16 protein-coding genes are annotated in these 22,065 nt (G+C 42.8%); 3 read left to right on the top strand and 13 right to left on the bottom strand.

What is annotated here, in order from left to right; translation table 11 throughout:
* Window positions 1-52: 52 nt before the first annotated feature.
* The gene (locus tag FYJ75_RS07640; RefSeq protein WP_154429865.1) at window positions 53-1,435 is read right to left on the bottom strand and encodes a carbohydrate ABC transporter substrate-binding protein; all 1,383 of its coding nucleotides are present in this window, start codon (window positions 1,433-1,435) and stop codon (window positions 53-55) included.
* Window positions 1,436-1,631: 196 nt separating this feature from the next.
* Here FYJ75_RS07640 and FYJ75_RS07645 point away from each other — a divergent pair, with 196 nt between their 5' ends.
* Window positions 1,632-2,372, top strand: coding sequence for an AraC family transcriptional regulator (locus FYJ75_RS07645; RefSeq protein ID WP_154429866.1), 741 nt, complete (start codon window positions 1,632-1,634; stop codon window positions 2,370-2,372).
* Here the strand turns inward: FYJ75_RS07645 and FYJ75_RS07650 are convergent.
* Both FYJ75_RS07650 and FYJ75_RS07655 read right to left on the bottom strand, forming a co-directional pair.
* The gene (locus FYJ75_RS07650; RefSeq protein ID WP_154429867.1) at window positions 2,354-5,071 is read right to left on the bottom strand and encodes a GH36-type glycosyl hydrolase domain-containing protein; all 2,718 of its coding nucleotides are present in this window, start codon (window positions 5,069-5,071) and stop codon (window positions 2,354-2,356) included. The genes FYJ75_RS07645 and FYJ75_RS07650 overlap by 19 nt on opposite strands.
* 22 nt (window positions 5,072-5,093) lie before the next feature.
* Window positions 5,094-7,508, bottom strand: a complete 2,415-nt coding sequence (locus FYJ75_RS07655) for a GH36-type glycosyl hydrolase domain-containing protein (RefSeq protein WP_154429868.1) — start codon at window positions 7,506-7,508, stop codon at window positions 5,094-5,096.
* A gap of 235 nt (window positions 7,509-7,743) precedes the next feature.
* Between FYJ75_RS07655 and FYJ75_RS07660 the strand changes: the two genes are divergently transcribed.
* Both FYJ75_RS07660 and FYJ75_RS07665 read left to right on the top strand, forming a co-directional pair.
* Window positions 7,744-8,184: a MarR family winged helix-turn-helix transcriptional regulator gene (locus FYJ75_RS07660; protein WP_154429869.1), complete on the top strand. Its 441-nt coding sequence runs from the start codon at window positions 7,744-7,746 to the stop codon at window positions 8,182-8,184.
* Window positions 8,169-8,933 (top strand): sulfite exporter TauE/SafE family protein, encoded by a 765-nt coding sequence (locus FYJ75_RS07665; protein ID WP_154429870.1) that lies wholly within the window; start codon window positions 8,169-8,171, stop codon window positions 8,931-8,933. The genes FYJ75_RS07660 and FYJ75_RS07665 overlap by 16 nt, the downstream gene beginning before the upstream one ends.
* Here FYJ75_RS07665 and FYJ75_RS07670 read toward each other — a convergent pair.
* The 10 genes from FYJ75_RS07670 to FYJ75_RS07715 form a co-directional block, all read right to left on the bottom strand.
* Window positions 8,930-10,609, bottom strand: coding sequence for a glycoside hydrolase family 13 protein (locus FYJ75_RS07670; protein WP_154429871.1), 1,680 nt, complete (start codon window positions 10,607-10,609; stop codon window positions 8,930-8,932). The genes FYJ75_RS07665 and FYJ75_RS07670 overlap by 4 nt on opposite strands.
* A gap of 10 nt (window positions 10,610-10,619) precedes the next feature.
* The gene (locus tag FYJ75_RS07675) at window positions 10,620-12,293 is read right to left on the bottom strand and encodes a glycoside hydrolase family 13 protein (RefSeq protein WP_154429872.1); all 1,674 of its coding nucleotides are present in this window, start codon (window positions 12,291-12,293) and stop codon (window positions 10,620-10,622) included.
* Window positions 12,294-12,501: 208 nt separating this feature from the next.
* Window positions 12,502-13,536, bottom strand: coding sequence for a LacI family DNA-binding transcriptional regulator (locus tag FYJ75_RS07680; RefSeq protein WP_154429873.1), 1,035 nt, complete (start codon window positions 13,534-13,536; stop codon window positions 12,502-12,504).
* 160 nt (window positions 13,537-13,696) lie between these two features.
* Window positions 13,697-14,194: an HI0074 family nucleotidyltransferase substrate-binding subunit gene (locus tag FYJ75_RS07685; RefSeq protein ID WP_154429874.1), complete on the bottom strand. Its 498-nt coding sequence runs from the start codon at window positions 14,192-14,194 to the stop codon at window positions 13,697-13,699.
* A 109-nt stretch (window positions 14,195-14,303) separates the two neighbouring features.
* Window positions 14,304-15,236 (bottom strand): glycoside hydrolase family 113, encoded by a 933-nt coding sequence (locus FYJ75_RS07690; RefSeq protein WP_154429875.1) that lies wholly within the window; start codon window positions 15,234-15,236, stop codon window positions 14,304-14,306.
* Window positions 15,237-15,330: 94 nt separating this feature from the next.
* Complete coding sequence (locus FYJ75_RS14425; RefSeq protein WP_235907037.1) at window positions 15,331-17,400, bottom strand: type I phosphomannose isomerase catalytic subunit; 2,070 nt, start codon at window positions 17,398-17,400, stop codon at window positions 15,331-15,333.
* A gap of 80 nt (window positions 17,401-17,480) precedes the next feature.
* Entirely contained in the window at window positions 17,481-18,530 is a 1,050-nt protein-coding gene (locus FYJ75_RS07700) for an SGNH/GDSL hydrolase family protein (protein ID WP_154429876.1), read from the bottom strand.
* A 70-nt stretch (window positions 18,531-18,600) separates the two neighbouring features.
* Window positions 18,601-19,623 (bottom strand): glycoside hydrolase family 130 protein, encoded by a 1,023-nt coding sequence (locus tag FYJ75_RS07705; RefSeq protein ID WP_154429877.1) that lies wholly within the window; start codon window positions 19,621-19,623, stop codon window positions 18,601-18,603.
* 28 nt (window positions 19,624-19,651) lie between these two features.
* Window positions 19,652-20,818 carry a glycoside hydrolase family 130 protein gene (locus FYJ75_RS07710; protein WP_154429878.1) on the bottom strand — a complete coding sequence of 389 codons (1,167 nt, stop codon included), beginning with the start codon at window positions 20,816-20,818 and terminating at the stop codon, window positions 19,652-19,654.
* Between the two features lie 21 nt (window positions 20,819-20,839).
* The gene (locus FYJ75_RS07715; RefSeq protein WP_154429879.1) at window positions 20,840-22,054 is read right to left on the bottom strand and encodes an AGE family epimerase/isomerase; all 1,215 of its coding nucleotides are present in this window, start codon (window positions 22,052-22,054) and stop codon (window positions 20,840-20,842) included.
* Window positions 22,055-22,065 lie beyond the last annotated feature (11 nt).

The raw sequence follows: 22,065 nt of genomic DNA on the forward strand, positions 1-22,065 counted from the left end.
TATCAAGCTGGTTATGCGGAGCATAATCATTTACGCCCCGCAAATCAGCTTTTTATTCTGGCCAATTAACTTGTTTGATATCCGGATAACGTTCTTCAATGGATGTCTCAAAGTTTGTCTTAGCTTTATCAAAGTCTACATTACCCTGTAAGTAATCGCTGAAGGAATTCTGGATCAGTTCAACGCATCCCTGGTCGTAAGATGAAAGCGGCGCAATCTTAATATTCTCAGCAACTGGTGCAAAGTATGCAAATGGGTTCTGTCCTCCAAGGAAATCTGATGCATAGGTTGCATCATCCATAGCAGCTTCCTGCATTCCTGATTTTGTATTTGTGAAATCAGAGTACTCTTTGGAAATCTTTAATAAATTATCTTTGTCTGCCGTCATAGCAAGAATAATGTCTTTTACATGTTCCGGATTATCTGTTCCGGTAGCAGCATGGATGTAAGAGCCACCCCAGTTGTATTCCTGTGGAGGAGTTGTAACAGCCCATGATCCATCAGCACCATCCCAGTTTGGTTTCAGTGTAAAATCAATACCCCATGCCGGGAACAGGAATGCGAATACTTTTGACTGGGAACCCATCGCTTTGTTCCAGTCATCATTCCACTGGCCTTTAATGTTTGCATCAATATACCCGTTATCCAGCCATTCTTTGGAATCATCTACCCAGTTCATGATCTTCTGGTCAACATTTACCTGATCTCCGTCCGGCTCAACCCATGAATTGTCAATGCTGTTTCCATACAAACGGAATGTATCTGCATAAGATGCAAATGTATAGTATCCTTTTTCTTTTAATTCTGCTGCTGTCTGTTTGATGGTATCCCAGTCTTTCACTTTCTCGCCTACTGCTTCCGGATCGTCAGTTCCAAATACATCCTTTGCAATATCACGGCGGTATACTAAAAGTCCCGGGCAACACTGCCATGTAGAACCTCTCTGCACTCCGTCCGCATCAGAAGCAGTTGTTCTTGTAAAATCATACTGATCTGCAAATTCTTTATCGCAGTCGATTCCAAGGTCTTTCAGAGGCATTGCCACATCTGCTGCTGCATCTGTGTATTTAAATACATAGTCTGTCTCAGATAAGAAGATATCTACCTTATCATCTGCAGCCGCATCAGCCTGACGTCCTAATGCTTCATCTAATTTCTGCTGATATACACCATCCTGATTTGGATTGATGATCCAGTGAATCTCTGTTCCATCATTTAACGTCGTTACCGTGCCATCATCCGAAGTCTCTTTTACTTCTGGATAAACAGCCTCTAATCTCTGGCGGAACTCGTCGTTCCATGAATAAATGTTGATTACCTTTCCTTCCGATGCATCGGCTCCATCACCGGATCCTTTTGATGCGCTGCCACATCCCGCAAACAATGTAACCCCCATTGCAACGGTCAGTAGCAAACTGATTGCTCTACGCTTCATATTTCATTTCCTCCCTTTATAGATTAAATATGATTGAGATTACGTTTCTTAATTCCTTTTGGCTTTTTCGATCCGTCCATCTCATTTACAAGTCATATATTACCCGAATGTAACGCTTTATTATATTAAATCAATTGTAAAAATGTCAGATTCGTGTCATAATAACACTATTCTGACATACATAAGGAGCGATACCATGGAACATACAAAAGAATGGTTTCATACAGAACTTGAAAATAGCGAGCTGGAGACACAGCACCGCTCGCTAAATATCGAATATTCATTTTATAATGCTGTAAAAACCGGAGATATGGATGCCGTGATCCAAAACTGTAAACAGGATGCTTTCATCGATTTAAAAGGAACTGGTGTCCTGTCCAGAAATCCTCTTACGAACATCAAATATCATTTTGTTGTCACAACCGCTATGGTGACACGTTACTGCATTGATGGCGGTCTTGAGCCGGAACAGGCTTACCGTCTGAGCGATTTCTATATTCTGAAAATGGACACCTGCACTACGATCCGTCAGGTTGCCGATCTGCATCATGAAATGGCAAAGGATTTCACTGGAAAAATGATCCTCCAGAAAAAAAGTTCCATTTTGTCAAAGCCTGTCATGCAATGCGTTGATTACATTTATAGCCATATCAAGGAACGCATTACCATCGCCGTGCTCGCAGAACACACCGGTCTTTCTGAGAATTATCTTTCACGTGTTTTCAAACAGAATCTTGGTGTTTCCTTAAGTGATTACATCCGTGAGAAAAAGATTGAAAAAGCAACACATCTTCTGCGTTATTCCGACAAGCCGATTGTCGACATTGCAAACTACCTGTCTTTTTCATCCCAGAGCCATTTCATTCAGATCTTTGAAAGTTATACCGGACTGACACCGAAGAAATACCGCGACAAATATTACAAGTCCATGTGGTAGGAAATCGTTACATCAATTCTGTGACTCTTTTCGGAAGAGAGTGTATCAATTACTGTTTTTGGCAGATACACACTTCTTTCATCGTGTTTCTCCATGTCTGTTCCATCGCACTGCGCCTTTTGGATTTTCACTTGATCCGGCATAAGTTTTTCCGGATTATGAATGAAAATATCAAATTTCTTACCTGCAAATTCCATGTGAAGTGCTGCATCTCCGGTTTCGTCAAACTGTTCCGGCATAAGAGCAGGCGCAATCACCAGATCTCCAAGTTCGCCGTAAACACCATAGGCAGAGGTGATCATTGTAAGCATAAACCAGCTTGCCGCACCTGTCAGATATGCATAAAGTCCTCTTCCGTCATTATCAAAATATTCCGGGATTCCCGGATACATAACGCTATTTTCCACACGCATCGCAGCATCCAGCAGAGTTTTCAACACTTTATACCCTTCCTTGGCATATCCCTGTTTATAAAGTGCATTTGCGTACATAACTGCCATATGTGAAAATACTGCTCCGTTTTCTTTTTCTCCGTAAGCAAATCCAAACATACGTCCCAGATCAAATTTTTCTTCTTTAAAATCTGTATTCAGGCGATATCCTCCAGCTTTTTCATCGAACAGATAACGATCTGCGCTCTTTATAATTGCCTTCGTCTGATCTGGTTCTGCCGTACCACTCATGATTGCAAACACCTGTCCCGTCAGCATCATACGTACATCCTGATCTTTGCAATGTTCAACTGCCCTCCCATGATTATCATAATAACTGTTAAACCATCCTGCATCATTCTGATCTGCAACCCATTCCTGCTCACGGATATGTTTCATCATCCAGTCTGCTTTTTCTTCAAGATTGTCTGCAACCTGATCCAGTCTCAATATTACGGTATGTCCTGTGATATTATGTGCACAACAGTCTGAATATGCTTTCAGCAATTTCTGTTTTTTCATCGGATCATCATAAAGTTCTTTACCATCGGACAGAAGATATTCCATCTCTTTTGCAATCTCGATCTTACTGATTCCAGTCCGGTTTTCCAGCTCTCTGCAGATTTTTGCAATATCTTTCAGATTACCTGCATAGGCACAGGTGAATGCCACACTTTCTCCTTTTTCCCATGCCATATCCAGTGCGTCATTCCAGTCTGCTCCATGAAGACGCATTTCGTTATGCTCTCCCACATCATAAAAAGCACAGAGATTCTGTAAAAGAATGTGCTCCAGCATGCTTCCGAAATAAATTTCTCCCGATTCCGTACACTGTTTTTGTCCATATCCGCTGTTCCACAGCTCGTCATGTGCAGTTCCGCGGCATGACTGAAGATCTTTAAAATATGGGATTTTTTCAAACAGTATCTCCATATCTCCGGTCTGGTCGATATAAAGCTTTGTTGTAACAAACGGCCAGAATGCGTGATCCATCCATACTCTTGTAATATTATTACGGTCTGCAATGAATTCCCCCTGCTTTTCACCAATGATCGTAGCATTTGTTCCATCAATGCGAACGCCACCATAGTTATCAACGATCATCTGCCGTACAACGGATGGCTCCATGATCAGAAGCGCCAGACAATCCTGCCACAGATCTCTCCATCCGCGCCCACCTTTTCCGTAATCGTGATACGGAAGGAAAGAACAACCATAGATTCTTCTTAACACAGGTTGGAAACAGATCCACTTTAGGTAATTGTCAACCTCCATATCTCCAGTTTCAAAATCAACATTTACTTTTTCTGTCCAATGTTTTTTCACTTTGGAAAGAGCTTGTTTTACTTGTTCGAACGTACGATATGATGCTGCGATCCTGTCTGCCTGTTCTTCCTGTTCTGCCATTCCTGCAAGTACAATATACCGTTTTGTGTCTCCTGGCATAAGTGTCACATTATGATAACGGATTGCTCCAACCGCTTCTTTGCCCTGAATCAGCTGCCCAGCCAAAATACCTGCTTTCTCTGTGCGCACAGCTTCCGGGATCAAAAAAGAACCTCCTTCTCCGATAAATTGCGGAACCGTAGGATAAAATGCCTCTGGTCTTTGCCCATCTTCTTCAGATCCATATACAAAATAAGTTGTCTCATTTTTCTGATGTCCCCTCTCGTCAAAAGAAAGAACCGGTTTCACCTCCACCCCGTATTCTGTGGTTTGAATCCTGTGAAGCAGAGAAGTAACATGTCTGTGGTCTCTGATATTATCAGCGCTTCTTCCATAAACCGGAATTGCAGCAATTGGTGTGAGTTCCAGCTCCTCAGCTGCAATATTTGTCAGTTCAACAAGCATAACCTCCATGCTTCCATCCACAGTTACGAAAGAAGTGGTTTGTGCTTTTAATCCATATTTATTTGAAATTCTTGTAAGCTTCTGCCACATAAAACCTGCTTCCAGTGTGCTTTCTTCCTGTTCTCCGGTAAACCGGGCAAGCTCCTGTTCTGCAGAATTGCCGCATACAGACCAGTATCCTTTTCCTTTTACACGACACCAGAAATTTCTGGTGTTACGATTATTATGCAGGTTTTCAATACTGACCGGTTCCAAAAGGAAATGGTTCTGATCTGTTTTGCTGTCGCCTCCAAGAACAGGTGTAATGCTTGATTTCAAACCACGTTCCCCGGCAAGAGGCAGATATAATCCCGTATAATTTTCTGGGTTATGAATCATAAATGTTCCGTTTTTATCCTGAAATTCAATCTGTTTCATGTATAACTCCTTTTGTCATTAATTATGAAAGATACAGTTCAACTACTGTCTCTGCTGTTAAGATTTCTTCCGGAATATAATTTCCTTCCATCTCCTGTCCGTTAACCAGAAGCTTTTTACATCCGGATTCGGCATGATTCGGATTTTTTACCGTAATATGTAAGTGACAGCCACGGAAATCTTTGTCAATTTCGAATTCATCCCACGCTTTCGGAACAGATGGTGCAATATGAAGTCCATAGAAATCCGGACGCATGCCAAGAATTCCTTCCACACAGCCTACCATCACAGTAGATGCTGTTCCGGTGAGCCAGTGTACATGGGAACGTCCAAAATTCGGACTTGCCTTTCCTTCTGTAAACTGTCCATAACAATATGGCTCCAGTCTGCGGATCTCAGCCCTGTCATTCTGTGCTGCCGGTGCATTTTCCATAAAATATTCAAATGCACGTTCTCCATGTCCGCGAAGTGCTTCTGCAAGTATGATCCACCCCTGTGACTGTGAAAAAATACCTGCATTTTCCTTTGTTCCTGCATTGTAAATTACAGCAAGTGCTCCATCAAACGCATGCGCATGATATGGAGGGTCCATAAGAATTGCTCCGTACTCTGTATTTAAGCGGTCATATACCTGCTGCAATGCAAGATCGCCCTGTTTTTCATCTGCAAGTCCACTGATTACCGCCCAGCTCTGTGGATTTAACCACATATTTGCCTCCGGATCGTCACGTTTTCCGATCACTTCTCCATTTTCTGTAAATCCACGGATGAAACGATCTTCGTTCCAGCAAAGATCCTGTATCAAGTTTCCAAGATTTTTCTGGCATTCATCCAGATATCCAATATAGCTTTCATCTTTTTTATATGCTGCAAACTCTTTTAAAATCGTCATTGCATAATAGAACTGCAATGCAACAAATGTAGATTCCCCATCCTTTCCAAGGCGTAAACAATCATTCCAGTCCGCATACAGTCCTGCTGGCATACCATGTTTTCCAAGATGATTCATGGAAAAATCAATGGCCCGTTTCAAATGCTCATATACCGTTCCTTCATCCTTATTGGCAAATGGTATTACTTCATCAATAAAATCCACATTTCCGGTCTCCGATACATATTTATATACCGTTGGAAACAACCACAGTGCATCATCTGCACGATATGCCGGATGACCGGTTTCCTGTACATAAGATGCATCATCCGGCGTGTCCTCATGACCAGGATTATGTGTGAACTTAACAAGCGGAAGCCCGCCACCGTTATCTACCTGTGCTGAAAGCATAAACCGGATCTTCTCAACTGCCATCTCCGGTGCAAGATGGATCACACCCTGAATATCCTGTACAGTATCGCGATATCCATATCCGTTTCGCAGTCCACAATAAGTAAAAGATGCCGCACGCGACCAGATAAATGTCATAAAGCAGTTATACGCATTCCATGTATTGATCATGGTATCAAACTCCGGACTTGGTGTTTTTACCTGAAAGTGAGACAGCTGTTTATGCCAGTAAGAAATAAGTTCTTCAAGTTCTTCCTTACATACGGATGCAGTATCCGTATAAGATGCTACAATCTCTCCTGCTTCTGCATCATCTTTCATCCCAACAAGAAATGCGATCTCTTTCGTCTCACCCGGAGCAATCGAAAGTGCTGTAGTCAGTGCTCCGCATCCGTTCTCATTATAATTTCCCTGATTATTCAATTTTCCGTTTATTACACCCTGCGGATTACCGTAACCGTGATATCTTCCAAGAAATTCTTCTTTATCCCCGCACCAGCTCTGGACTTCTGCACCTGCAAGTCCAAAGAACCGGTTCACTACGATCTTATTATCAACTTCTTTCCCATTTTCGATCTGATCAAGGTTTGCGTGGATCATCTGACGTACACGATTGTCGTGAAATACACTCTTTGTAATAAACTGGGAATACTGTAAATTTACCTGATCCTGCTCATAATTGCTGTTATTGGTAAACTCTGCATATCCGGTCACATTTACGCTTCTTACCTTATCTGTGTCATTCGTAATTGCGAGACTCCATACCTCATATGATTTTCCAAGTGGAACATAATATCTGACTTCTGAATGAATTCCACTGTAATCGGCCATCATTTTCGTGTATGCAGTTCCATGGTGACACTCACTTTTGTATTCGCTTAAGTCCTTTCCAACCGGCTGCCAGGATGCAGACCAGAAATCCCGGCTTTCATTGTCTCTGATATAAATATATCTTCCCGGCTCGTCAAACTGATTAAATACATATCTTAATATCCGTCCGTTTGCTCCCGATTTTGCAAAACTGTAACCACCTGCATTATTTGATACAATTGCACCATATTCCGGTGAACCGAGATAGTTAACCCATGGTGCCGGAGTATCCGGTCTTGTAATCACATATTCTTTTTTTTCATCATCAAAATATCCATATTTCATATTTCATGCTCCATTCTTTCATTTTCCGTTTTCAACTGTATATCTCTGTTTCGCCTATACTATAGCTTTTTATCCAGTCAGAAATATACAAGATTATTCCTGAAAATGTCAGATTCATGACCTAGTCTTTTCACACATTGCAGGTACATTTTTTATGAAATTTAAAATCCCGGAATTGACGTTTGACGCAATATAGTTATAATTATAACTATATTACAAAAAGAAGGGATGAGCCATGGCGCAGGAATGGATCGCGCATACCCAGAAAATAAAAACCTTTTACAACTGGTCTTTTCATGATCTTGCAAAAGAACTTGACCTGTCACAGCTCGAGATCGATATTCTGCTGTTTTTACATAACAATCCGGAGAATAATGTCGCACGGGATCTGTGCAATCTCCGCGGAATCGCGAAGTCCAATGCCTCCAACGGAATCCGGATTCTCGAAAAGAAGGGGCTTCTTATCAGTTCCGCCGATGCAGACAGCCGCAAGATCCGCCGGTTGAACCTTACTTCTGCCGGTCAGGGCATTGCAAAAAGACTTGCTGCGAAACAGCGTGATATTTTCGAAACGATGTTTGCGGGAGTTTCCAAAGAACAGATCCAGATTGTTCAGCAGATTATGGATCAATGTGAAAAAAATATGGAGGAACAAATGAAATGGAACTTTTTATAAAATTTGTGATATGTTTTATCGCCGGAATCGGCGCAGGACTTGGTACTGGATTTGCAGGGATGAGTGCTGCCGCTGTCATCAGCCCGGTGCTCATCACTTTTTTAGATATGGACCCTTATATGGCAGTCGGAATCGCACTGGCCAGTGATGTTCTCGCCAGCGCAATATCTGCCTATACTTATAGGAAAAATAAAAACCTTGATATCAAAAACGGAATTATTATGCTTATTTCCGTTTTATGTTTTACCATGGTAGGAAGTTATGTGTCGAGCCTTGTACCAGGCACGGCTATGGGTAATTTTTCAGTGTTTATGACCATGCTGCTCGGAATCAAATTCCTTGTCAGACCGGTCATGGCACCAAAAGCCTCCTTTACCAATGCAACACCAAAACAAAAGGTGATCCGTTCCATCCTCTGTGGTGTACTGATCGGTTTCATCTGCGGTTTTATCGGTGCAGGCGGAGGCATGATGATGCTTCTTGTTCTGACCTCGGTTCTTGGATATGAGTTAAAAACCGCAGTCGGTACAAGCGTATTTATTATGACTTTCACTGCTTTTACAGGGTCTGCAAGCCACTTTATCCTTGGCGGCATTCCAGATCTCTGGGCGCTTTTGTTCTGTGTGGCAAGCACACTGCTCTGGGCCCGCATCGCTGCCGTGATCGCCAATAAAGCTTCTGCCAAAACATTGAACCGTGTAACCGGTGTCGTTCTGCTCGTACTTGGCATCGTCGTTCTGTTTGTTTAATCACACGTTACTACAAGAGCCTGATATCCACAAAGTGTGATCTGATCTCCGTTTCGATCCACAATATCGGTGTTATTCAGCAGAACTTTCCACTCTGCATTCTGATCTTTGGACGAGAACCTAACGGTCTGCGGTTCTTTCTGGAAATTCACAAGCACAAGAATCGTCTGATCACCATTCTTTCGTTCGTACGCAATCAGGTTCTTTTGTTCACGTTCAAATGGGTGAAATCTTCCAAATGTCAGCGTGTCATGATACTGCGGATCTTTGTACAGTGCGATCATTTTCTTATAAAATGCATATACTGAATCCGGGTCATGAAGCTGACTTTTCAGATTGATACGCTGATAATCCGGATTCACCATAATCCATGGTGTGTGCGAAGAGAATCCCGCATTCTCCTCGTCGCTCCACTGAACCGGAGTGCGGGCGTTATCACGGCTGAATGTGTGAGCCAGGTTAAGTGCCTCTTCCTTTGTGCAGCCTGCATCCAGGCATACGCGGTATTCGTCCATCGTACTAATGTCATCATAATCAGAAATATCCGGAAAATCACAGTTTTCCATTCCGATTTCCTGTCCCTGATAGATGAATGGTATTCCGCGCAGGAAGAAATATGCACACGCCAGCGCTTTTTTACTTGTATCCGACAGATCTTCTGCCGGAATAAAACGACTTACGCCGCGTGGTTCATCGTGATTTTCAATGATATTGGATAAAAACCCGATCTCTCCAGTGGTCATCTGGCTGTCAAAAATCGCATTTTTATACATCTCTGCGGTAACCGTTTCATGCTCATACCAGCCGCCATGTTTTCCACACATTTCCGGTGCAAAATCAAATTTCGATGAAAAATGTCCGTTCTCTCCAATGAATTCCCGAAGCTCCGATTCCTTATCGTTAAATACTTCGCCTACGGTAAATGCATCGTATTTTTCAAAGGTCTCATGTTTCATCTCTTCCAGGAATTCCCCAATACCTTCTGCCTCTTCTAACATCCGTCCGATATAAACAAGTCCGTCATCTCTGTCCGGTTCATAATCCTGAAATGGCAGTTTCTTTTTGATGTTGATGATCGCATCAATACGGAATCCAGCAATTCCACGCTCCAGCCACCAGTTCATCATTTTATAGATTTCCTGTCTGAGTTTCGGGTTTTCCCAGTTCAGATCCGGCTGTTTGCGGTGGAAGGAATGCAGATAATATTTATCCGTGCCAGGGATAGGTTCCCATACACTGCCTCCGAAATACGATCTCCAGTTGCATGGCAGCTTTCCGTCTTTTTTCTCCGCAATATAAAAATACTTTCCATATTCTCCATCAGGATCTTTCATCGCTTTCTGGAACCACTCATGTTCATCTGAGCAGTGATTAACGACTAAGTCCATTATGATATACATATCACGTTTTTTCGCCTCTGCGATCAAACGGTCCATAGTTTCCAGATCACCAAACACCGGATTGATGTCATAATAATCGGATATATCATATCCCTGATCTACGAGTGGAGAACGGTAAACTGGTGAAATCCAGATAATATCCACCCCAAGATCTTTTAAATAATCCAGTTTTCCAATAATGCCCTCGAGATCACCGATGCCGTCTCCGTTGGCATCGGCAAAGCTTTTCGGCCAGATCTGATAAGCAACTTTTCCAATCCACCATTTCTGCTTCATGTGCTGCCTCCTAATAACGGTATACCTTCGCCTCATATGGGCGCAATGTCTGTCCCATATCATCTGCATAGTTTGCAATCAGTTTTTCTGCCCCATCCGGAATCTGTCCCATGACAGCATCCGTAACCGATACCTCATGATCCGTAAAATTGCAGAGTACCATTAAATGTTCATTTTCATAGGTTCTCTTATAGATAAAAGTCTCTTCACTCTCTGCTTCAAGCAGTTCATAATCCCCGTATACAATGATCTCATTCTCATGACGCAGGCGGATCAGTTTTTTATAGTATGAAAATACGGAATCCGGATCATTGACCTGCGCTTTGGCATTTACCTCAGGGTAATTGGAATTTACTTTGAGCCACGGTGTTCCCGTTGTGAATCCTGCGTTTTTGCTGTCATCCCACTGCATTGGAGTTCTTGCATTATCCCTGCTGATACGTTTGAGATATCCCATCATTTCCTCATGGGAGACTCCGCATTGTTCTGTGAGTTCATGGTATGCATTGATACTTTCAATATCACGGTAATCTTCAAGATTGTCAAAGTATGCATTGCACATTCCAAGTTCTTCTCCCTGATATACATACGGCGTTCCCTGCATCATGTGAAGGCAGGTTGCAAGCAGTTTTGCAGAACGTTCACGATATTCTTCACTGTCGTTTCCGTATCTGGATACGGAACGCGGCTGATCATGGTTGGACAGATACAGACTGTTCCATGCCTCATGGGAAAGCCCTGTCTGCCATTTGGATAAGTTCGCTTTCCACTCCGGAAGCGGCATCTTATGTCCATCCCATTTTCCGTAATGGGTTTTCTCATGTTCGCTTCCGCTGACATGTTCAAACTGGAATACCATGTTAAGCTCACTGCCGTCTGCATTGGCATACTTCTTTGCTTCTTCGAGTGTAACACCTGCTGCCTCACCAACGGTGATCAGGTCGTATTTTGAGAGCACTTTCCGGTTCATTTCCTGCAGATATTCATGGACATGAGGTCCGTTGGCGCATCCGCTGTCCGCATATCCGTTTTCTCCCGGAATTCCATCCGGAAGTCCTTCCGGTTTGGAGATCAGGCTGATGACATCCATACGGAATCCGTCAATTCCCTTTTCACACCACCAGTTCATCATATCAAATACATGATCGCGCACCTTTGGATTATCCCAGTTTAAATCCGGCTGTTTTTTAGAGAAAAGATGCAGGAAATACATATCGGTCTGTTCATCATATTTCCATGCGGAACCACTGAAGCAGGATCCCCAGTTATTTGGCTCTTTTCCGTCTTCTTTGCCTTTTCTCCAGATATAAAAATCACGGTATGGATTATCCACACTCTTACGGCTCTCCACAAACCATGCATGTTCATCGGAAGTATGGTTTACCACAAGATCCATCATGATCTTGATTCCAAGCTCATGAGCGCGCGCGAGCATCCGGTCATAATCTTCCATCGTTCCAAATTCTGTCATGATCGCCTGATAATCGCTGATGTCATATCCGTTGTCATCATTCGGTGACTGATAAACCGGCGACAGCCAGATCACATCGATTCCAAGCTCTTTTAAATAATCAAGTTTCTCTGTAATACCGTTCAGATCTCCGATTCCATCTCCGTTTGAGTCCATAAAACTTCTTGGATAGATCTGATATACAACCGCTTCCTTCCACCATGCTTTTTTCATTGTTATTCCTGCCTTTCTGATTATTTATTATTGTTGATTCTCTGCTGCCGGGGTGTCCGTTTCCTTTCGCAATCCCTGGCATTCTCTTTACATTAATCGCATAACCTTCCTCTTGAAATTAGCATACTGTGCCAGGAAAAGTCAAAGGTTAAGCGCATAACCATGAAAGTGCATAAAGCCTGCCTGTATTTTTGTAAAAAATACACAATTATATATTGTCGAGTTTTTTTACCGATTCCCGTTCTACAAGCCGGACCGGAAGTCTCCAGCGCTCCTCTGAAATGTCTATCGATTTTTTATTTTTCCGGGCATCCTGCAGATATAAAAGCGCCTCGACCGCCATCCTGGCTTTCTTTGCGATATTCTGGCTCATCGTTGTAAGCTTCGGCCGCGCAAGCCGCGCATAGATCAGATCATCAAATCCGGCTATGGAAATGTCCTCCGGCACACGGATTCCCTTACTCTGTAAAAAGGAACTGACCTCAAGCGCATAAAAATCCGATGCCACAAATAATGCCGTGTACTCCCGCAGCTTCGGAAGAAACTGCTCCATCTGAAGCTCTCTCACCGGCTCACTGGAAGAAAAGATAAAGTGATCCTGCTCCGACAGGGAAAGTCCCGCTTCCGTCATTGCCTGCATAAGTCCCATCCATCTGTGATGATCGACGGTTGCATCGTTGTCCGCAAGCATGGCGATCTTCGTATGCCCCTGGGATATCAGATATTGTCCCATCTGATATCCGCCGCCAAAATCGTCCGTTGAAATATTGATAAAATCCGCCTGATTCTGTAGATAAGAGTCTATGGAAACGATTCCTCTGCGATACTTCTGGTTCAGACTTTTCAGTTCCTCCTCCGACATGTTGCATACAATAAGTCCCTCCAGATTCCATGCGATTGCCTGACGGATAATCTCTTCCTCCGTCTGTTGCGCAATCAGATACATATAGCAGTCATGTTCCCGGATCTCATATTCCAGGTTGCCTAAAAAAGCACTGTAATAAGGGTCCTCGAGCACAATCTTAACGCCCGGCTTACACGGAATCACAAGCCCGATCATATTCGAGGACGTCTGCGCTAACATCATGGCAGAACGGTTCCTGACATACCCCATCTCGTCTAATGCCGTCTGGATTTTCTCCCGCACTTCCTTTGAAACCCTCTGCTCTTTTCCATTGATCACGTTAGAAACGGTGGCTGTGCTCACGCCGACCGCTTCTGCTACATCTTTGATTCGAACCATGCGCTAAACCTCTTTCTTCCTGTTCCGCCCCAAATCATTGCTATGCTGTCACTCTGTGTCCCCTATAAAATTGCGGATTTCTTTACTGATGCAAACACCAGCGTATGTTTTCCCTCGCCTTCTGCATATAAACTCCACTATGTCTGTCTGCCTTTTACTTTTATATTTCCATTTTTAATGCTTTTACGGTGTCCTCAAACGCATAGAACAGGTCAATGTACTTTTCCACAATAACATGACAATTTTTTTTCACAATCTCACAGTCATAATCGTGTGCAAGTTCATTTCTTACTTTTAGCATTTCCATCCAGGATTCATCTGAAATCAAATTTGCCTTATAGGCTTCCCTGAGTACTTCTCTTGGCGACCCTGCCACAAAACCGGTGATTGCATAATACTGTACCAGAATATCTTTCATAACTTTCCATGACAAGTCAAATGTGATGCTAAATTTGGCACTTGTTCCACTCAGAACAAAAGAATCTGAAAGATTTCTCTGTTTTGCTTCTGCTAAATCATCCACACCTGTTACTGCTATATCAATATCGCTCCGTTCTCTTGCAGTTTCTTTGGCTCTCGATCCATATAAGATGACTTCTTTTGCATGAAACAGTTTGCAAAGTTTTGCAACTTCTTCTATGACTTCTTCTGCGCTCATGATTTCTCCCTCTTCTTAAATGTATTTTGAAGCTTTTTCTATTGTATCATTTGAAATACCAAAAAGAAACGGTTACACCTTGCAAATTAAAAATACAAATAGCCGCAATTTACTGTACCTGATCATAAAACTTCCGTATCACATCTTCTGCCGGTTTCCGATAGATCTCATAATAGCGGTGCTTTTTTGCCTCTTCTTCGGAATAGAGCTGTCCGTGCCAGGACCAGACTGCCATTCCTTCCACCCATTCACGGCGGCTGATTGCTTCCGTCATCGCCTGATACCACGCTGCCTGTCCTTCCAGATCGATTCCACCCTTTACTTCCCAGTTGTTCGGCACAAGGTTGGAGCCCTCCGTTGCCATACAGCCGGCTTCCGCAAAGAAAAACGGCTTATGGAACTGTTTTACTACTTTTTCGATCCGGTCAAGCTGATTGTCCCAGTCATCAATCGGATAATATCCACTGGATGATATCACATCGACTGCATCCCACCATGTGATCTGGTTTTCCTGATATTTATCTGTATTATAGCTTACCAGGCCTGAATATACGCCACGGATATCTGTAATCAGTTTACGCCATTCTTTTTCGCGGTGCTCTGACATGACCATCTCGCAGCCTGCAATAAACATTTCACAGCCAGTGCGTTCTGCGATCTTTGCATAATGCAGCTGAAATCTGGTGTATGACGCAAACCAGTTACACCATTTCGGCTCACATGGAACATCCAGATCAAAAAAACTGATATGTGCTCTCCATGTTCCGTTTACGCAGTTGACCGTAGGCTTTAAGATTACCCTGAGTCCAAGTTCTCTAGCATAAGCGATCATCTTCTCAAGTTCTTCATCGGTCACGTTCCGCTTATGATCAAATGAGATTTCTTCGGAATGCGCCGTCTCCTGCAATCCACATGGCACAAAGATCACGGTATCCGCATGCGTCTGTTCTTTCATCACCCGCAGACTCTCCTTTGTCTCCGGCTTATTGAATTCCCCTCTGGATGCAAATGGTGCAAATGTAATTCCTTTGATATATTTCATATTTGTTCTCCTGTTTAAAACAGGCTGCAAAGCGTCGATGCACTTCGCAGCCTGCGTGACTTACCTGTTCTGTTTTTCTCTGTTGATCCCGTTTCTATCGTGTGGATGCGATGATCTGCATATTTCCTTCAAAATTCAGAGATTTGCAGTCTGCAGGTGCGATAAAATGATCACCCTTTTTCAGAAGATGTCCGTTTACTGATCCCTGTCCGCTTACAACTGTCATAAGCAGGAATGGATATTTCTGCTCTACCTGTGTATTTCCGGAAACTTCAAGTTTGAATACGGAATAGTAATTGCAGCTGTATAACAGATTCAGACGGTTGAGTGGAAGTCCGTTTACAGAACGTACACTTTCTCCGACCGGTTTTGCAGGAACTGTGATAACATCAATACTCTTCTGTACATGAAGTTCTCTTGGCTTACCGTTTGACAGACGATCATAATCATATACACGGTAAGTAATATCACTGTTCTGCTGTGTCTCTAAGATCTGGAAACCACCCTTGATCGCATGTACGGTTCCCGGATCGATCTGAATGAAATCACCCTTCCTGATCGGAATCTCACGAATCAGTTCTGACCATCTCTTCTGTTCGATCATCTCTTTTAATTCTTCTCTTGTTGATGCATTGTGACCGATTACAAGGCTTGCATTTTCCGGACAATCTAATACATACCAGCACTCTGTTTTTCCAAGAGAACCATTCTCATTCTTTAATGCATATTCATCGTTTGGATGAACCTGGATACTTAAATCTGCTTTTGCATCAATAATCTTGATCAAAAGTGGGAAACGATCCTCTGTCGGATTTCCGAATAATTCCGGATTTTTTGCCCAGAGTTCAGAAAGATGCATGCCTTTAAAAGCACCTTCACGGATTACACCATCTCCGTTTGGATGTGCTGAAATTCCCCAGCATTCTCCGATATCATCGCCTTCTACCGGATAACCATACTCTGTGCGGAGTTTTGATCCTCCCCAGATATTATGTGTCAGAGCCGGATCTAAAAAGATCAGTTCCTCGGATGTCTTTTTCGCCTTGTGGGAGCCGGAAACGATGACAGAGATCAGATCAAATCCATTCTGATCTTTCTCAGATGCCTCTACAATGCGGATATCAACGGTATGAAGCTTGTTCTCCAGATGCTCTGCAACCGTCTCAAGTTCCAGTTTATCGCCCCATGTCTCATCAAAATTTGCATCCAGACGGTATGCATGCTCTGTATCTCCATCGATAACTACTTCTGCTACCGGAGCTGGTTTGTTCATTGTTTTTCTGTACTGTACAGCGATGCTTCCGCCTCTTAATTCAAAACGGATGCTGTCTCCGACTTTGGATGCACTCCATCCGTTTTTGAAACAGTCGGTAATTCCTTCCTGTTTGGAAGTATCTGCGGCAAATCCATTCAGTTCCGGTTTGCTGTTTCTGTTGTCATAACGTACGGAATCCTCATAATCGTTATAAGTAAATGGTGCACGAAGTTCCGGAGCCGGAAGTTCTGCCTCGTCCATAACATCAAATACTTTGGAAAGGAAATAAGTAATCACAGAAGCCACCAGGCTGTGTCCTGCATCATTTGGATGAAGATCATCCTGTGTAATCTCACGGTTTGGAAGTCTTCCTGCTTTTACTTCTTCATAAATTGTGCTCTGCATGCTGACAGATGGCAGATCATAATATCTTCCAACACGTGCATGCATCAGCTGTGCGTTAGCACCGGTGTCATAACATACATTATGTACAAGAAGCATTGCCGGTTTTGTCTCAGAATCATAGATTTTGCGGACAAGACCTTCATATGTCTCCATAAAATGCTCTGTGCTGTCATCATTTACGGAAAACTCCACAATGACAAAATCCGGTTTGTAGCTTAAAAGATCACTCTGGGCACGTGCCACACCAAACTGTGAAGTTGTTCCGCCGATTCCGGCGTTCACATACTCAAATTCAGCTTCCGGAAACTGTTTTTTCCACCACTCAAATACATGATATGCATAACATGTCTCCGGTGTGGAAGAAAGGCATCCCTGTGTGATTGAACCACCAAGAAAACCAAGTACCAGCTTCTCGCCGTTTGCTGCCTTTTTCATCAATTCTTTCATACGGAAAAGGTTTCCGCGGTTTACGATTCCCTTTTCATAATCAATCTGATATCTCATCTTTTATTTCCATTCCTTTCATTCTGTTTCGATTATCATACGCTCTGATTCTGCGCATTCCAGTTCTATGCGTTCTGGTTCTATTCATTCCAGATTCCATCGCCCAGAGATTCAATGTAAGCAGTTAATTCTTCTGCCATTTCCTCTGCCTCCGGAATTCTAAGATGTCCCGGTGTTCCTGCCCCGTTTCGTTTGTACATATAATGATGCACACGTGGATCCTGGATCTGTCCGCAGACCTCATCGATTGCGCGATCCCAGTTTGCATCATGCTGAAGAAGTGTTGTCTGCAGGATGATCTGGGCTTTTGGATAAAGTCCCATGAGACGCTCTACAAATGCCTTATAGTGTACTCTCCAGTTCTCAGCCTTTGCACCATCATAATCTTCTGCCATATAATCCTCCGGATGATTGTCATTCTGGCCGATTGCCACAATCACAACATGCGGTGTATAATCTGCAAAATTCCATGGTTTTACCGGTCCCATTTCCGGGTTGTATTCTAATTTGTCATAGCAGGATTCCACTCCGTAAAAATGAGGATCCACAAACCAGCCGGTGTGATCTAAAAGCGCAATACCGCCCTGTGAAGTATCATGCAGTTCTGCGTGAAGCTTACGAGCTGTAATCCAGGAATAGGAATACCAGCTGTTGGAATACTCTCCATTATGCTCCGGATCTTCTTTTCCGACATACTGCACTGCCTCGGATACTTCTCCACAGGATACGCTGTCACCAAATACTTCGATTCTTCTCTCCGGCTTCGGTGAAGGCTCCATTATTATAGCATTCTTATCCAGTTCAAGTCCATATAATGTAAACATATGGCAGATATCCTGTCGTTTAAACAGGATGAGTTCATGCTCCTCATCCGCAAGATGCTCTGCAAGAATATACGTATGCAGCTGTTCATCTTCTTTCAATGCGATCTTCGTCTGTTTTCCATCAACGATCACGCCAAGATAGTTGCTCCAATATGCATGGTTATTGGAAATAACTGCTTTTACACTTGTTCCGTGAAAACGGATTTTTACATAGCTTGCCGCATAGATAAATACCGGCGCTTTTTTATCTTCAAAATCAATTCTTCCACTATACTGTAACATTGGATGATCTGGTGTAATATACATAATTATTTTCCCCCCTGTTTATAAATAAAGAGCCTGCTCAACATAAATGTCTGCAGGCTCTTTGACTTTATTATCGAATACCGATTTCTGTATCTGACTCTGTCACTACACTGTGCTCTTTGATGTAATCAATGATCTCATCAAGCTTTGTGAATGCAAGTCCAACGTAGCTGTCAGCAGCTCCATAGTAAATTGCGATCTTTCCAGACTCTGGATCATGGATTGTTGCGCATGGGAAGCATACGTTTGGTACGAAACCACGCTCTTCATACCACTCTTCCGGAGTAAGAAGGAATGTTTCACAACGATATTTTACAACGGATGGATTGTCAATGTCTAAGATTGCTCCACCGATGGAGTATACAAATCCGTTACATGTTCCACTTACACCATGGTAGAATAACAGCCATCCTTCAGAAGTCTCGATTGGAGCAGCACCGCCACCGATTTTAACGGACTCCCACCATTCGCTTCCTTTGCCCATAACATGTCTGTGTTTGCCCCAGTATGTCATATCCGGGCTTTCGCTTAAGAAGATATCACCAAATGGTGTATGTCCACTATCGGATGGACGGGAAAGCATTACATAATTGCCGTTGATCTTTCTTGGGAATAAAACAGCATTACGGTTAAATGGAATGAATGGATTCTCTAAACGTACGAATGTCTTGAAATCGGTTGTTTTTGCAAGTCCGATAGAAGCTCCGTAGAAATCCTGACACCAGATAATGTAATAGGTATCTTCGATCTTAACAAGACGAGGATCATATGCGTATACCGGCATAAATTCTTTTCCGTTCTGATCTACGAAATGGATCTTCTCTTTGTCAAATTCCCAGTGAATTGCATCGTTACTTCTTCCAAGGTAGATGTAAGGAATTCCGTTTGTCTGCTCACCACGGAAAACTCCGATGAATCCATCTCCGTAAGGCATTACTGCACTGTTAAAGATACGTGCAACACCTTCTACCGGGTTTCTTCCGATAATCGGGTTCTCTGTGTATCTCCATACTGGTGCACCTTTTAATCCTTCTGGTTTCTCCTGCCATGGCACATTTGGTACTGCCGGCGCAATCATCTTATATTTGCTCATTTTATTATCCTCTTTATTCTCTCTAATCTTATTTTAATAATTCCAGGTTCTTTTTGATCAGGTCGCATCTCTGTGCTACGCACTCTACGCTGCGTCCCGGATCTTTTGGTGTGTTGAATACATAATCAACCAGCTTATCAAGTGTTGTGGTTGCAACATGCATTCTTGTATCCGATGATGCATAGTAAATGAATACTTCATTGTTCTCATTTACGATTGCTCCGTTTGTAAATACAACGTTGCTTACATCGCCGACACGTTCCTCTCCTCTTGGTCCAATGAGAAGTCCGGATGGCTCTGCGATAACCTTCGAAGGATCATCCAGTGCTGTTGCGAATGCATAAATAACATAACGAAGTCCGGCTGCTGTGTTACGAACACCGTGTGCGATATGAATCCAGCCCTTATCTGTTTTGATCGGAGTAGCTCCTGCACCGTTTTTCGCTTCAGTAATTGTGTGGTATTTACGTAAGCTTGTCATTTTCTCTTCATCGATGACTGCATGTGTAATATCATCGCACAGTCCGAATCCGATTCCTCCGCCTGATCCAGTCTCAATGAAATCATCCATTGGTCTGGTGTAAAATGCATATTTTCCATTTACAAATTCAGGATGAAGTACAACGTTTCTCTGCTGTGGGGAGTTTAAGGTAACAAGGTTATCCAGTCTCTCCCAGTGTTTTAAATCTTTTGTACGAACGATTCCGGCTGCTGCAACTGCTGCTGAAAGATCGTTTACAGATGTATCTTTGCTCTCTGAACAGAACACACCATAGATGTATCCATCTTCATGTTTTGTCAGACGCATATCATATACGTTTGTTTCCTCTGGACAGGTATCGTCTAAAAGGATTGGATAATCCCAGAAACGGAAACCGTCTACTCCGTTGTCACTTTCAGCAACTCCAAAGAAAGATTTACGGTCATTTCCCTCGATACGTGCTACCAGATAATATTTTCCGTTCAGCTCGATTGCTCCGGAATTCATAACGGCATTGATTCCAAGACGCTCCATGAAATATGGGTTGGTCTCTTTATTCAGATCATATCTCCATGTAAGTGGAATATGCTCTCTTGTTAATACAGGATATTCATAACGGTCATAAACACCATTATAGAAATCACTCTTTACATTTTTTCTGTTTAACAGTTCTTCCTGTTTTTTTAACAGCTCATAATATTTTTCATGAACCATGGCGATTCTCCTTATTTTTATTTATTTGTTCATACCAAGTCTGCGGATGATTTCCATACACATACGTCCGTTGTGATATGGACATTTCCAAGGCTCCACGATCGGCTTACCAACAACTGGTTTACCTTCCTGTGTTACAAGCCAGAACCACTCAGATCCCTCTCTCTTATCGATCACATGCTCTTTGATGAATTCCCAGACCAAAAGTGCTCCCTCTAAGTATTCCTCATGTTCCGGATCCTGCTGCCATCCGTTTACGAAACCGACAACGGTCTCTGCCTGAACCCACCATACACGGTTTGTGTCTACTTTGCCTTTGTCACATTCATTGGAAAGTGAATGTCCATCAAATGCAATGTCATAAATCTGTCTGGTCAGTACCTTTGTGATCGCATGCATTTTATCACGGTATTCTGAGCTTCCAAGTACTGAAACTCCACGATCTAAAAGCCAGGCTGTTTCGATGTCATGACCATAGGAATACAGATCAATGATGGAATGATATTCTCTGTCGAAGAACACTTCCTGTCTCTTCAGAACCGGATTGTATACCTTGTCTGCAACAGTATCCATGATCCACATTAAGCGTTCTTTGACTTCTTCATTGCCTGTCACGCGAAGTAACTCTGTATACGCTTCAAACACATGAAGAAGTGTATTCATTGTCTTATCCGCCAAGACTCCGTTCTCGGAAAGCTTTTCGTTTGACTCCGGCTTAAAGTCTCTTGTGAATGCTTCCATATATCCAAGATCATCGGTACATTTATCCTCGATTAAATGGAATAACTGGAATGCAAGATCAAGCGCCTCACTGTCACCACTTGCTTCATAATAAGATGCAAGTGCGTAAATGCAGAATGCCTGATTGTATGTATGTTTTGTAGTATCTTCCGGTGTACCGTCATATTTAAGTGACCAGTAGATTCCGCCGAATTCTTTGTCAATGCATGCATTTTTCAGGAATTCATATCCATGCTCTGCCTCAGCAAGAAGGCTTTCATCTGCTTCTCCAAGTGCTTTGGACAATGTGTATGCGTTGGCAAAGAACCATGTGATACGGCTGTTTAAAATGCATCCCTTGACAGCCTTTTTGTCAAGCTCGAGATCATAGCTCAGCCAGCCATAATAGCCGCCGAACTCATCATCACGAAGTTTTTTCCAGAATGGGATAATTCCATTCTGCAGATGGTCTTTCATTTCGTTTGCCATCTGAACCGCTTTTTCCCGGTTGTCCATCGTAACAGCTC

This window comes from Roseburia porci (assembly GCF_009695765.1).
In the GTDB taxonomy this organism is placed as follows: domain Bacteria; phylum Bacillota; class Clostridia; order Lachnospirales; family Lachnospiraceae; genus Roseburia; species Roseburia porci.